Source organism: Streptomyces sp. NBC_01474, assembly GCF_035918215.1.
Taxonomy (GTDB): domain Bacteria; phylum Actinomycetota; class Actinomycetes; order Streptomycetales; family Streptomycetaceae; genus Streptomyces; species Streptomyces aureus.
This window is the reverse complement of sequence record NZ_CP109449.1, coordinates 7,374,367-7,388,157: the sequence shown is the minus strand read 5'-3', so window position 1 is coordinate 7,388,157 and position 13,791 is coordinate 7,374,367. Positions and strand designations below refer to the sequence as shown.

The following is a 13,791-nucleotide window of genomic DNA, read 5'->3' as shown; positions in this document are numbered from 1 at the left end:
ACTGCCCGGAAGCCTATCCGGGCGAGCGCCGCTCGCGGTGGCGCGGGAGGATCTTCCCGTGGAACTCACTCTGCTCGGCACCGGCGCACCCACCGGACTGCCCCGCCCCGACTGCCCCTGCGCGGCCTGCGCCACCGCCCTCGGGCCGGGTGCCCGCGCCGCGACCGCGCTCCTGATCGACGGCACGCTGCTGCTCGACCTGACGCCGGGGGCGGCGTTCGCCGCCGCCCGTTCGGGGCACAGTCTCAGCGGCGTACGGCAGGTGCTGCTCTCGCATCCGCACTACGGGCCGCCCGTCGAGGTGCCGGCGGGGCTCGTGTCGCCCGTCCGGGTGCCGGACGGGAGCGAGCTGGCGCTGCTGACCGGGCACCGGGTGCGGGCCCTGCCGACGGACTCGCCGGGGACGGCCTACGAGGTGACCGGGCCGGACGGCGAGCGGCTCCTGTATCTGCCGCCGGGCGCTGCGCCCGCGGGCTTCGAGGAGGCCGAACGGCCGTACGAGATGGTGCTCGCCGACATCGTGGACCGCCCGGACGCGGCGGCCAAACTGCGGGCCGTGGGGGCGATCGGGGCGACGACCGATGTGCTCGCGGTCCACATCGACCACGACGTTCCGCCGGGTCCGGAGCTGACGCGCCGTCTGGCGGCGGCGGGCGCGCGGGCCGTGCCGGACGGGACGACGCTGGTGGTGGGGGCGTACGAGAACGTGCCGGACGTGCCGCGCAGGACGCTGGTCCTGGGCGGGGCGAGGTCCGGGAAGTCGGTCGAGGCCGAGCGGCGCCTCGAGGCGTTCCCGGGCGTGCTGTACGTGGCGACGGGTGGCACGCGGGGCGGGGACACCGAGTGGTCGCAGCGGGTGGCGCTGCACCGCGAGCGGCGTCCGGGCTCCTGGAACACGACGGAGACCTGCGACCTCGTGCCGCTCCTCGCGCAGGACGGTCCCCCGCTGCTCATCGACTGCCTCTCCCTGTGGCTGACGTACGCCATGGACGAAGTGCAGGCCTGGGACGACGCGGAGTGGGCGGGCGGCGGGGAGCGGGCGCTGCGCGAGAAGGTCGCGGCGCTGACGGAGGCCGTGCGCAGCACCCCGCGCACGGTCGTCGCCGTGTCGAACGAGGTGGGCTCCGGGATCGTCCCGGCCACCGCGTCGGGCCGCCGCTACCGGGACGAACTGGGGCGCCTGAACACGGCGTTCGCCGCCGAGTGCGAACAGGTACTGCTCGTGGTGGCCGGGCAGGCGCTCGTGCTGCGCGGCTGACGCGGGCGCGTTCGGTCAGGCTTCGGTCAGCCGCGGGTCCCTGCCGGGCCCGCCGGTGTTCCTGCGGGCCACGACCCGGTAGGCGTTGGAGAAGCGGGTGCGGCCCGCGAGCGGGGCGAGCAGCTGGTCCGCCGCGTAGGCCGCGGCGACGAGGGGCACGACGGCGTACGTGAGGGCCGTGCGCAGCCCGCGCTGGAGCGGGGTGGGGGCCTTGCTGCGCCAGGGAGCGTCGGCGCTCGGCAGCCAGTGGCCGAGGAACAGGGCGAGGCCGGCGGTGAGGTCGAGCGGGACGTGCGCCTCGCGGCGGTCGGTCGCGACGACGGTGTAGCCGAGGCGCTCCAGCTCGCGGCTGAGGTTGTCCATCGGGATGAGGTGCAGGTGCTGGGGCTGGAAGTACGACACCCACCACTTGCCGAGCAGCTTCGCGTAGCGGCTCTCGGGGTCGGGGACCTCGACGAGGAGGTGGCCGCCGGGGCGCAGGACCGTGCGGGCGGCCTTGAGTTCCTCGCGCGGGTCCGTGGCGTGCTCCAGGTAGTGGAACATGCTCAGCGCGTCGTAGCGTCCCGCGAGCGCGGGGGCGAGTTCGGTGAGGGTGCCGCGGTGGGCCTCCTCGACGCGGCCGGCCCTGCGGCCCTCCTCGACGGCGGCCGAGGCGTCGAGCCCGTCGAAGGCGGTGTACGGGTGGACCTCCTTGGCGGCCGCCGGGAAGTGCCCCTGCCCGGTGGCGACATCCAGCCAGCTCTCCGGCTCGATGAGGGCCAGCAGGGTGCGGGCGGCGGCGCGGTGGCGCCGGGCGGAGCGCCGCGCGGAGTGCTGGGCGTTCAGGAGCCGGGCGGAGTGGCCGGCGTTGAGCCCGTCGTAGAAGTCCCGGTAGTAGAAGGCCAGTCCCTCGGGGGTCAGGCGCGGGTTCTGGAAGGAGTGCGAACAGGCGCGGCACTGGTCGACGACGAAGCTGCCGGGCTTGTGCTGGAGGAGGTCGGTGGTCCGCAGCCGGGTGCGCAGGCGGCCGGAGCCGCACCAGGGGCAGTCGGTCCTGCGCGGCTCGTGGAACCGGTCGGTGCCCTGGGCGAGTTCGGTGAGATAGGCGGGCCGCCGCTCGGCGACGGCCTCGGTCGTGGGGGTCATCACGAACTCCTGTGGGACGGTCCGAAGGGCGCCACACCGCCCTGGGGCGATACGACAATCCGGGGCATCCAGGAACGTAAAGGATCACGGAGAGACCCGCAATGACGCTGCGGATCCGATGCATCGCATGGCGTAACACCACGTCATGCGCCACGTCGGGGAACGGCCGGTACTGTTCGGCGAATGAGCTCGCTGAATCTCGACGACTTCACCGATCTGATCGAGCGCCCCGACGGCGGGACGCGCCGCGACGCCGAGGAACGCCGTGCCCGCTTCGCGGTGCCGCCCGGCGCGCTCGGCCGCCTCGACGAGCTGGGCGAGTGGCTGTCGGCCGCCCAGGCCACCGTGCCGGTCAAACCGCTGGAGCGGCCGCGCGTGGTGCTGTTCGCGGGTGACCACGGGGTCGCGGAACTCGGGGTGTCGGCGCGGCCCGCGGGAAGTGCCGCGGCGCTGGTGCGCCAGGCCGTCGAGGGCGGGAGCGCGTCGGCGATCCTCGCGCGGCGCCTGGGTGTTCCGGTACGGGTCGTCGACATGTCACTGGACTGCGAGCCCGACGAGCTGCCCGCCGAGGTCGTACGGCACCGGGTGCGCAGGTCGTCCGGGCGCATCGACATCGAGGACGCGCTGACGCCCGAGGAGGCGGAGGCCGCGTTCCGCGCGGGCATGGCCGTCGCCGACGAGGAGGCGGACTCCGGCACGGATCTGGTGGTCCTCGGGGATCTCAGCGTGGGCGGGACCACTGCGGCCGCGACGCTGATCGCTGCGCTGTGCGGGACGGACGCGTCCGTGGTGACCGGGCGCGGCGGCTCGCCGATCGACGACCTGGCGTGGATGCGCAAGTGCGCGGCCGTGCGGGACGCCCTGCGGCGGGCCAGGCCCGTGCTCGGCGACCAGCTGGCGCTGCTCGGCACGGTGGGCGGCGCGGACCTCGCCGCCGCGACCGGGTTCCTGCTGCAGAGCGCGGTGCGGCGTACGCCGGTGATCCTGGACGGCGTCGTGTCGGCGGCGTGCGCGCTCGTCGGGCAGCGGATCGCGTTCCGGGCGCCGGACTGGTGGCTGGCGGGCCAGTCGAGCGGGGAGCCCGCGCAGGCGAAGGCGCTGGACCGGATGGCGATGGAGCCGCTGCTCGACCAGGGCGTGACGGTGGGCGAGGGAGCCGGGGCGCTGCTCGCGCTGCCGCTGGTACAGGCCGCCGCGGCGCTGGCGGCGGAGCTGCCGGAGGCCCCGCAGGCCGCCGAGGAGCCGGAGTCGGCCGAGGAGCCGGAGACCGCCGACGCGACCGAATAGGGCACTGGGCACGCCTTTTTGACGGCGGGTCGCGGCGGGTTCGGTCCCGCCGCGACCCGCCGTTTCGCGCCCCGGCGATGTTCGCCCCGTATCACCTCAAATGACCCATATGCTCCCTGCCTATGGCAGATGAACACACGAGCGCTCCACCCGCGCGCCCCGCCCACGCCTGCACCCCCACCACGAAACGGGCGGCCGCCTTCCTCGTCTGGTACCTGCGCGTCGTCACGTTCATCAACTTCCTGAGCGCGGTCTGGGTCTCCCTCGGCCAGGACCTGCAACGGCACAACACCGACAACTACTTCACCCCGTACCTGCTGACGGCCGGCTTCGCGTCCGGGGTCTTCACCTGGTTCCTGGCGATCACGATGCGCCGCCGCAAGCGTGCCGCGTGGATCCTCAACCTCGTGCTCAGCGGGCTCTTCCTGCTCCTGTTCATCGTCGTGATGTTCTTCCCCGAGGTGCGCCGCTACGCACAGAACTGGATCTCGCTCGTCCTGACCGCCGCGTTCGTCGTCGCGCTGCTGCTCGGGCGGCGGGAGTTCTACGCGAAGGGGGACCGCTCGAACGCGAAGCTCGCGGCCGCGGTCGGGATCGGCGGACTCCTCGTGACGTCCCTGTTCGCGACGTTCCTCGTGACCGTCACCAACCAGGCGCACAACGGGCACCACTCGACGTTCCTCGAGCGCTGGCGCTACGGCACCCTGCGCCTCATCTCGGTCGCCACCGACGAGTCCCGCTATCCCGGCATCACGTCGCCGAACTGGGTCAACGTCGCCATCAACATCCTGAGCACCCTCCTCCTGCTCGCTGTCGCGTACGCCGCGTTCCGCTCCCGCAAGGCCGTCGACCCCATCACCCCCGACGACGAGGCCAAGCTGCGCGCACTGCTCGACAAGGAGGGCGACCGGGACTCGCTCGGCTACTTCGCGCTGCGCCGCGAGAAGAGCGTCGTGTGGTCGCCGACGGGCAAGGCGGCCGTCGCGTACCGCGTCGTCGGCGGGGTCTCGCTCGCGTCGGGCGATCCGATCGGCGACCCCGAGGCCTGGCCCGGCGCGATCGCCCCCTGGCTCATGGAGGCGCGCGAACACGGCTGGATCCCGGCCGTGATGGGCGCGAGCGAGGAGGCGGGCACCATCTACGCCCGGCACGGCCTCGACGCCCTCGAACTCGGCGACGAAGCCATCGTCGAGATCACTGAGTTCACCCTGGAGGGCCGCGCCATGCGCACCGTCCGCCAGGCCTACAACCGGGTCAAGCGCGCGGGTCACGAGGTGCGGATCCGGCGCCACGAGGACATCCCCGCCGACGAGATGACGTACTTGCTCCAGCGCGCCGACGACTGGCGCGACGGGGCGACCGAGCGCGGCTTCTCGATGGCGCTCGGGCGGCTCGGCGACCCTGCGGACGGACGTTGCGTGATGCTCGAATGCACTGATGGGAAAGGCGAGTTGAAGGCCGTGCTCTCGTTCGTCCCGTGGGGACCGGAGGGGCTCTCGCTCGACCTGATGCGGCGCGACAGGGACTCCGAGAACGGGCTGATGGAGTTCATGGTGATCGAACTGCTCCAGCGGGCCGGAGCGATGGGGATCACCCAGGTGTCGCTGAACTTCGCGATGTTCCGGTCCGTCTTCGAACGTGGCTCGCGGCTCGGCGCGGGCCCGGTGCTGCGTCTGTGGCGCTCGCTGCTCAGCTTCTTCTCACGGTGGTGGCAGATCGAATCCCTCTACCGGGCCAACGCGAAGTACCGGCCCATCTGGGAACCCCGCTTCCTGCTCTTCGAGAAGAGCGCCGACCTGCCGCGGATCGGCCTCGCCTCCGCACGCGCCGAGGGCTTCCTGGAGGCGCCGGGCCTGCCGAACTGGATGCACCGCAGACATCTGGAGCCGCACCCGTGACATCCCCGGCCGCCCTGGCCCGCGCCGAGTGGGGGCCGCTGTGGTCGACGGTGCACAGGGGAGTCGTCGTCAAGAGGTGGCGGGCGGCGCCGATGACGCTCGGCGCTGTCTGCCTCACGGCCCTGCTCCAGTACGTGCAGAACCAGTCCTGGGGCTATCGGTTCGTGCAGGACGTCGGCTCCGTCCGGGCCGGGGACCCGTTGTTGCTGTCCCTGCTGCGCACCCCGCTGTCCCTCTTCGTGCCGGCGCTCGACCTCCCCGTGTGGGGCGCGCTCGCACAGGTCCTGATCGTGTTCGGCATCGCGGAGATCTGCCTCGGCTGGAGGGGCACGCTCGCCGTCGGATACGTCGCCACCCTCGCCGGCACCCTCTACGCCCGCCTCGGCATCGCCCTCGGCCCCGACGGTCCGCTCGGCCTGCCCGCGTCGGACGCGCGCATCGTCGACAACGGCCCCTCGGCGGCGGTCGTCGGCCTCGCCGTGTACGTGTGCTGGCGCCATCGCGCCTGGTGGACGGCGGGCGTGGTGGCCGCCCTCATGGTGATCGAGGCGGGCATGAAGCCCAACCTCGCGGGCAAGGAGCACCTGGCGGCGATGGCCGCGGTCTCCCTGGTCGTCGTGACGCGGTGGGCCTTCGGCACCGCACGTCACCGGGACGCCGAGCGCTCCGGGTCGGGTGTGCCGCCGATCAGGTCCTGAAAACCCCGGCTCAGCTTCGACCAGCGCCGGTCGTGCCGGTAGGCGCGCAGCCGCGATCTGGCCCTGGCCTTGGGGCGCCGCCGGTACCAGCGCTTGGCCCACACCGATCCGGGCCGCGCGAGCCTGATGGCCCCGAACAGCGCGACGAACGGCACGAGTACGCCGACGATCGCGAGCCGGGGCTTCCCCTTGAACATGGCCAGCACGACGAACAGGAGGTTGATCAGGACCGTGAGGATCGCGGTACCGCGCCCCTGCTCCTCCCGGCCCGTCACATCGTTCACGCCGAGCGGCGAGAAGCCGCTGAGGACGAGCAGCCCGAGCGCCGCCGCGAGGACCACCACCTCCACGCTCTGCCGGCCCTGTTCGGTCCAGTACACGTCGGCGAGGTGCAGGATCAGCGCGAACTCGTCGAGGACCAGGCCCGCGCCGGTCCCGAAGATCACCGCGCAGATCGAGGCCCCGACGCCGTGCCGCCCGCTGCCGACCGCGCCGAACCCGCCGATGACGGTGAGGATCACGCCCGGCACCACGTGGTGGATGTGCATGCCGCCCGGCGTGACGTTGCGGAACGGCCCGCGCCCGGCCCGGATGAGGCGCGTGATCGTACGGGTCGCCGCGAAGGTCAGCAGGAACGCGGCGAGGGCGAGCAGCAGCGGCAGCTTCCCCGGCTCGACGATGTTCCGGTACCACCAGTCACCCATGCGGCCATCCTGCCGCCGGGGCACAGGCGCCGCCCGCTGTGCTGGGCCCCCCGGGTAGCCTGCCGGGATGCCCGCAACCCCGGCCGACGGCCTCCGCTTCGCCTTCGGCACCCTCACCGTGCTCCCGGTCAAGGTCACCCGATGGGACCGCGATGCGGCCCGCGCCGGAATGCTCTGCGCCCCCGTCGCCGGGCTCGTCGTGGGCCTGGCCGCCGCCGCCCTCGGCGGGATCCTGACGCTGCTCGGCGCCGGACCGCTGCTCGCGGCCGTGGCGAGCGTGAGCGTCCCGGCCGCGCTGACCCGGGGACTGCACCTGGACGGGCTCGCCGACACCGCCGACGGCCTCGGCAGCGGCAAGCCGGCCGAGGACGCGCTGCGCATCATGAAGCAGTCGGACATCGGCCCGTTCGGCGTCATCACACTCGTGCTCGCGCTCCTCGCCCAGGTCGCCGCGCTCACCGAGCTGTACGCGGATTCGTGGGCCCGCGGCGCGCTCGCCGCCGTCGTCTCGGCACTCACCGCCCGGCTCGCGCTCACCCTGGCCTCGCGCGCCGGTGTCCCGCCGGCCCGGCCCGAGGGCCTGGGCGCGGCCGTCGCCGCAACGGTGCCGGTGCGCGGGGCGCTGCTCGCCGCCGCCGTGACCGTGTGCGCCGCCGGTGCCGCGGGCGCCGTCACCGGCTCGGCATACGGCGCCGTGCGTGGCGCGGCCGCCGCCGTACTGGCCTGCTGCGCGGCCGAACTCCTGCTGCGCCACTGCGTGCGCCGCTTCGGCGGAGTGACCGGTGATGTCTTCGGCGGCGTCGCCGAGACCGCCGCCACCGCGGCCCTCGTCGTCCTCACCTCCGGCTGACACGGCCGCGGACGCATACCGCGAAGCGCACCCTCGCGCGCACGGGCGTAGGCTCCCCAAGGGGCCATACACCCCACGGCCCGTCAGAATTCGTTCAGACACCATGAAAGTAGGGACCTCACCACCGTGACTGCTCTGACTCTCAGCACCGCCGCCGCGTCCGGCCTGCGTGCCGACGCGATCGTCGTCGGTGTGGCGAAGGGTGCTGCATCCAAGTCCGGAGGGCTCGTCGTCGCCCCCGGCGCGGAGGCCGTGGACAAGGCCTACGACGGCAAGCTCGCCGCCGTCCTGGAGACCCTCGGCGCCTCCGGCAGTGAGGGTGAGGTGACGAAGCTCCCCGCCCCCTCCGGCTTCAAGGCCCCGGTCGTCCTGGCCGTCGGCCTCGGTCCGGTGCCGGAGAAGGACGAGACGTACGACGCGGAGGCCCTGCGCCGCGCCGCCGGTGCGGCCGCCCGCACGCTGGCCGGTGCGAAGAAGGCCGCGTTCGCCCTGCCCGTCGAGGACTCGGGTGACGCGGGCGCGATCGCGGAGGGCGCCCTGCTCGGCGCGTACTCCTTCGACGCCTACAAGGAGTCGGCCCAGGACGGCAAGAACGGCAAGGCGCCGCTCGCCGAGATCGCCCTGCTCGGTGCCAAGCCCCGCGACAAGGCGTTCAAGGCCGCCGTGGAGCGCGCCCTCGCCGTGACCGAGGAGCTCAACCGCGCCCGCGACCTCGTCAACACCCCGCCGAACGACCTGACCCCGGAGGCCTTCGCCGCCGTCGCCTCGGCCGCGGCCAAGGAGCACGGCATCAAGGTGCAGGTCCTCGACGAGAAGGCGCTCGTCAAGGGCGGCTTCGGCGGCATCCTCGGCGTCGGCGCCGGCTCGGAGGCCCCGCCGCGTCTGGTGAAGCTCTCCTACACGTCGTCCAAGGCGGACAAGCACCTCGCCTTCGTCGGCAAGGGCATCACGTACGACTCGGGCGGCATCTCCCTCAAGCCGGCCGGGCACAACGAGACGATGAAGTGCGACATGGCCGGCGCCGCCGCTGTGTTCGCCGCCGTCGTCGCCGCCGCGCGTCTGGGCCTCAAGGTGAACGTCACCGGCTGGCTGGCGCTCGCCGAGAACATGCCGTCGGGCTCGGCCACCCGCCCGGGTGACGTCCTTCGCATGTACTCCGGCAAGACCGTCGAGGTCCTGAACACGGACGCCGAGGGCCGCCTGGTCCTGGCCGACGCCATCGCCAAGGCCTCCGAGGAGACCCCCGACGCGATCGTCGACGTCGCCACGCTGACCGGCGCGATGATGCTGGCGCTCGGCAACCGCACGTTCGGCATCATGGCGAACGACGACGCTTTCCGTACGTCGATCCACGAGGTCGCCGAGGAGGTCGGCGAGCCGTCCTGGCCCATGCCGCTCCCCTCCGACCTGCGCAAGGGCATGGACTCCGCCACCGCCGACATCGCCAACATGGGCGAGCGCATGGGCGGCGGCCTGGTGGCCGGCCTCTTCCTCCAGGAGTTCGTCGGCGAGGGCATCACGTGGGCCCACCTCGACATCGCGGGCCCGGCCTTCAACGAGGGCGGCGCGTCCGGCTACACGCCCAAGGGCGGCACCGGTTCCGCGGTCCGTACGCTGGTGCGCCTCGCGGAGCGCACGGCCGACGGTGACCTCGGCTGACGCGTAAGGCACGGCTCGACAGCCCCCGGGTGCGACGGCACCCGGGGGCTGTTCGCTTTCGACGAAATCCGCGGCCTCCCGGACCCCCTCACCCGGGTTTCAGGTGTAACGGCCGTCTCACCCCCGGGCCCGGCGTCCCGTCCGCCTCCGACAAGTGCGAAGATGGGTCCTCGGCAGGACAGGGCCCCCACCACAGGGCCGAAGCATAAAAAAGCGGCCGGACACCAGCCGCCGCCCGGTCACTGCAGACCGGCGTACGGCGCACATGCATGGAGGACGTGACGTGGCGAACGACGCCAGCACCGTTTTCGACCTAGTGATCCTCGGCGGTGGCAGTGGCGGTTACGCCGCGGCCCTGCGCGGAGCGCAGCTGGGCCTGGACGTCGCCCTGATCGAGAAGAACAAGCTCGGCGGCACCTGCCTGCACAACGGTTGCATCCCGACGAAGGCCCTGCTGCACGCCGGTGAGATCGCCGACCAGGCGCGCGAGGCGGACCAGTTCGGTGTCAAGGCCTCCTTCGAGGGCATCGACATCGCGGGCGTCCACAAGTACAAGGACGACGTGATCTCCGGCCTGTACAAGGGCCTGCAGGGTCTCGTCGCCTCCCGCAAGGTGACGTACATCGAGGGCGAGGGCCGCCTGTCGTCCCCGACCTCCGTGGACGTGAACGGCCAGCGTGTCCAGGGCCGCCACGTGCTCCTCGCGACCGGCTCCGTGCCGAAGTCGCTGCCGGGCCTGGAGATCGACGGCAACCGCATCATCTCCTCGGACCACGCGCTGACGCTGAACCGCGTCCCGCAGTCCGCGATCATCCTCGGCGGCGGCGTCATCGGCGTCGAGTTCGCCTCCGCGTGGAAGTCCTTCGGCACCGACGTCACCGTCGTCGAGGGCCTCAAGCACCTCGTGCCCGTCGAGGACGAGAACAGCTCCAAGCTCCTGGAGCGCGCGTTCCGCAAGCGCGGCATCAAGTTCAACCTCGGCACCTTCTTCGAGAAGGCCGAGTACACGCAGGACGGCGTCCGCGTGACCCTCGCCGACGGCAAGACCTTCGAGGCCGAGGTCCTCCTGGTCGCCATCGGCCGCGGCCCGGTCTCGGCCGGTCTCGGTTACGAGGAGCAGGGCGTCGCGATGGACCGCGGTTACGTCCTGGTCGACGAGTACATGCAGACCAACGTGCCGACCGTCTCCGCCGTCGGTGACCTCGTCCCGACGCTCCAGCTCGCGCACGTCGGCTTCGCCGAGGGCATCCTGGTGGCTGAGCGTCTGGCCGGTCTCAAGACCGTCCCGATCGACTACGACGGCGTGCCGAAGGTGACGTACTGCCACCCCGAGGTCGCCTCCGTCGGTATCACCGAGGCCAAGGCCAAGGAGATCTACGGTGCGGACAAGGTCGTCGCTCTGAAGTACAACCTCGCGGGCAACGGCAAGTCCAAGATCCTCAAGACCGCGGGCGAGATCAAGCTCGTCCAGGTCAAGGACGGCGCCGTGGTCGGCGTCCACATGGTCGGCGACCGTATGGGCGAGCAGGTCGGCGAAGCCCAGCTGATCTACAACTGGGAAGCGCTGCCCGCCGAGGTCGCCCAGCTCATCCACGCCCACCCGACGCAGAACGAGGCACTCGGAGAGGCCCACCTGGCCCTCGCGGGCAAGCCGCTGCACTCGCACGACTAGGTCAGGCCGCAGGCTGGACCCAGTCGTCCCTGTCGTCCTCTGGGCGCGACGACCGACCACAGACTTCCGCACTCCCCCAAGCTCTCAACATCGCTCGAGCAGGGGAGACCCCACTAAGGAGCAACAGAAACCATGTCGGTTTCCGTATCCCTTCCGGCGCTCGGTGAGAGTGTCACCGAGGGCACCGTCACCCGCTGGCTGAAGGCCGAGGGCGAGCGCGTCGAGGTCGACGAGCCGCTGCTCGAGGTCTCGACCGACAAGGTCGACACCGAGATCCCCTCGCCCGCCGCCGGCATTCTGGCCTCCATCAAGGTCGCCGAGGACGAGACCGTCGAGGTCGGCGCCGAGCTCGCCGTCATCGACGACGGCACGGGCGCGCCCGCCGCCGCCCCGGCTCCCGCCGCTGCCGAGGCCCCGGCCGCCGCTCCGGCCCCCGTCGCCGAGGCCCCCGCGGCCCCGGCCGCCGCCCCGGCCGCTCCGGCCGCCCCCGCCGGTGCCGCTTCCGGCACCGACGTCGTGCTGCCCGCTCTCGGCGAGTCCGTCACCGAGGGCACCGTCACCCGCTGGCTGAAGGAGGTCGGCGAGGAGGTCGCGGAGGACGAGCCCCTGCTCGAGGTCTCCACGGACAAGGTCGACACCGAGATCCCCTCCCCCGTCGCCGGCGTTCTCCTGGAGATCTCCGTCGCCGAGGACGAGACCGCCGAGGTCGGCGCCAAGCTGGCCGTCATCGGTGCTCCCGGTGCCGCTCCGGCCGCCGCCGCGCCCGCCGCCCCGGCCGCTCCGGCCGCCGCCCCCGCCCCGGCTCCGGCTGCCCCCGCGGCTCCGGCTGCTCCGGCTCCGGCCCCGGCCGCCGCTCCGGCCCCGGTCGCCCCCGCGGCTCCGGCCGCCCCGGCCCCGGCCGCCGCTCCCGCTCCGGTCGCCCCCGCCGCCCCGGCCCCTGCCGCGGTCTCCGGTGACGACGGCGCGTACGTGACCCCGCTGGTCCGCAAGCTCGCGTCGGAGAACGGCGTGGACCTGGGCACTGTCAAGGGCACCGGCGTCGGTGGTCGTATCCGCAAGCAGGACGTCATCGCGGCCGCCGAGGCCGCGAAGGCTGCTCCGGCCCCCGCCGCCGCCGCTGCTGCTCCGGCCGCCGCGAAGGCCCCGGCCCTGGAGGTCTCCCCCCTCCGCGGCCAGACGGTCAAGATGACCCGCATGCGCAAGGTCATCGGCGACAACATGATGAAGGCGCTGCACTCGCAGGCCCAGCTGACCTCGGTCGTCGAGGTCGACATCACCAAGCTGATGAAGCTGCGCGCCAAGGCGAAGGACGCGTTCGCGGCCCGTGAGGGCGTCAAGCTCTCCCCGATGCCGTTCTTCGTCAAGGCTGCCGCCCAGGCGCTGAAGGCCCACCCGGTCGTCAACGCCCGGATCAACGACGACGAAGGCACCATCACGTACTTCGACTCGGAGAACATCGGCATCGCCGTTGACGCCGAGAAGGGTCTGATGACGCCGGTCATCAAGGGCGCGGGCGACCTGAACATCGCCGGGATCTCGAAGAAGACCGCCGAGCTGGCCGGCAAGGCCCGCGGTGGCGGCCTCACGCCGGACGACATGTCCGGCGCGACCTTCACGATCTCCAACACGGGCTCGCGCGGTGCGCTCTTCGACACCGTCATCGTGCCGCCGAACCAGGCCGCGATCCTGGGCATCGGCGCCACGGTGAAGCGTCCGGTCGTCATCAACCACCCGGACCTCGGCGAGACCATCGCCGTCCGGGACATGACGTACCTGTCGCTCTCCTACGACCACCGCCTGGTGGACGGCGCGGACGCCGCCCGCTACCTGACCACGGTCAAGGCGATCCTGGAGGCCGGCGAGTTCGAGGTCGAGCTCGGCCTGTAACTCTCGTCTCATCAGCGCGTACGCCCCCGTCCGGAGGTCTTCCGGACGGGGGCGCCGCCGTATTGTCTAGAGGTCACCGCACCTTGGGGTCTCTGCCCCCTCTGGAGGAGCCATCATGACCGCGCCCGTCGTCCACTCGCTGCGCGAACAGATCCGCGAGCACATCGTCGAGGGGATCGTCAGCGGGCGCTGGAAGCCGGGCGAGCGCATCGTGGAGCGCCGCATCGCGACGGAGCTGGAGGTGAGCCAGACGCCCGTGCGGGAGGCCCTGCGGGAGCTGGAGAGCCTGCGTCTGATCGAGTCCGCCCCCAACAAGGGCGTCCGGGTGCGGAATCTGACGGCCGCCGACCTGGAGGAAAGCTACCCGGTCAGGGCCGGTCTGGAGGCCATCGCGGCGGAGCTGGCGGCCGGGAAGCTGGCCGAGGACTGCTCGGCCCTCGAACCCCATGTGGCGGCCCTCTACCGCGCCGACCAGGAGGCCGACGGGACGGGCCAGGTGCGGCACACGGTCGCCTTCCACCGCGAGCTGGTGCGTGCCGCGGGGAACTCCGTGCTCCTGCACACCTGGGAGGGCCTCGGCATCGAGGTGTTCACGGCCCTGTCCATCCGGTGGCTGGGCACCGTCCAGCAGTCGTACGCGGAGGAGCACGAGGCGCTCGTGGCCGCGTTCCGGCGCCGGGATCCCGCGATCGCGGAGCTGGTGAAGGCGCACGTGCTCGGCTGCGCCCCGCGCGCCTGAGCCACACCCCGCTC

Annotated in this window: 11 protein-coding genes; 9 read left to right on the top strand and 2 right to left on the bottom strand. The window is 72.6% G+C overall.

Features of this window, described 5'->3' with window-relative positions; all coding sequences use genetic code 11:
* Positions 1–58 precede the first annotated feature (58 nt).
* Positions 59–1,258: a bifunctional adenosylcobinamide kinase/adenosylcobinamide-phosphate guanylyltransferase gene (locus tag OG758_RS33630; RefSeq protein ID WP_326713364.1), complete on the top strand. Its 1,200-nt coding sequence runs from the start codon at positions 59–61 to the stop codon at positions 1,256–1,258.
* A gap of 15 nt (positions 1,259–1,273) precedes the next feature.
* Here OG758_RS33630 and OG758_RS33625 read toward each other — a convergent pair whose 3' ends face one another.
* Positions 1,274–2,383 (bottom strand): class I SAM-dependent methyltransferase, encoded by a 1,110-nt coding sequence (locus OG758_RS33625; RefSeq protein ID WP_326713363.1) that lies wholly within the window; start codon positions 2,381–2,383, stop codon positions 1,274–1,276.
* Positions 2,384–2,566: 183 nt separating this feature from the next.
* On the opposite strand from OG758_RS33625, the gene cobT reads away from it, so the two are divergent.
* From cobT to OG758_RS33610, 3 genes are all read left to right on the top strand, one after another.
* Positions 2,567–3,670: a nicotinate-nucleotide--dimethylbenzimidazole phosphoribosyltransferase gene (gene cobT, locus OG758_RS33620; protein ID WP_326713362.1), complete on the top strand. Its 1,104-nt coding sequence runs from the start codon at positions 2,567–2,569 to the stop codon at positions 3,668–3,670.
* A 122-nt stretch (positions 3,671–3,792) separates the two neighbouring features.
* On the top strand, positions 3,793–5,568 hold the full coding sequence (locus OG758_RS33615; protein ID WP_326713361.1) for a phosphatidylglycerol lysyltransferase domain-containing protein: 1,776 nt from the start codon (positions 3,793–3,795) through the stop codon (positions 5,566–5,568).
* A complete protein-coding gene (locus OG758_RS33610) occupies positions 5,565–6,266 on the top strand; it encodes a hypothetical protein (protein WP_326713360.1) in 702 nt (233 codons plus the stop codon). The genes OG758_RS33615 and OG758_RS33610 overlap by 4 nt, the downstream gene beginning before the upstream one ends.
* Here the strand turns inward: OG758_RS33610 and OG758_RS33605 are convergent.
* On the bottom strand, positions 6,215–6,970 hold the full coding sequence (locus OG758_RS33605; RefSeq protein WP_326713359.1) for a hypothetical protein: 756 nt from the start codon (positions 6,968–6,970) through the stop codon (positions 6,215–6,217). The two genes, OG758_RS33610 and OG758_RS33605, sit on opposite strands and share 52 nt — an antisense overlap.
* A 67-nt stretch (positions 6,971–7,037) precedes the next feature.
* Between OG758_RS33605 and OG758_RS33600 the strand changes: the two genes are divergently transcribed.
* The 5 genes from OG758_RS33600 to OG758_RS33580 all read left to right on the top strand — a co-directional run bounded on the left by OG758_RS33600 (position 7,038) and on the right by OG758_RS33580 (position 13,777).
* On the top strand, positions 7,038–7,820 hold the full coding sequence (locus OG758_RS33600) for an adenosylcobinamide-GDP ribazoletransferase (protein WP_326713358.1): 783 nt from the start codon (positions 7,038–7,040) through the stop codon (positions 7,818–7,820).
* 126 nt (positions 7,821–7,946) lie between these two features.
* A complete protein-coding gene (locus tag OG758_RS33595; protein WP_326713357.1) occupies positions 7,947–9,479 on the top strand; it encodes a leucyl aminopeptidase in 1,533 nt (510 codons plus the stop codon).
* Between the two features lie 283 nt (positions 9,480–9,762).
* Entirely contained in the window at positions 9,763–11,151 is a 1,389-nt protein-coding gene (lpdA, locus tag OG758_RS33590) for a dihydrolipoyl dehydrogenase (protein ID WP_266565057.1), read from the top strand.
* Between the two features lie 132 nt (positions 11,152–11,283).
* On the top strand, positions 11,284–13,038 hold the full coding sequence (gene sucB, locus OG758_RS33585) for a 2-oxoglutarate dehydrogenase, E2 component, dihydrolipoamide succinyltransferase (protein WP_326713356.1): 1,755 nt from the start codon (positions 11,284–11,286) through the stop codon (positions 13,036–13,038).
* Positions 13,039–13,153: 115 nt separating this feature from the next.
* Positions 13,154–13,777: a GntR family transcriptional regulator gene (locus tag OG758_RS33580; protein ID WP_100592131.1), complete on the top strand. Its 624-nt coding sequence runs from the start codon at positions 13,154–13,156 to the stop codon at positions 13,775–13,777.
* The last annotated feature ends 14 nt before the right edge of the window (positions 13,778–13,791 follow it).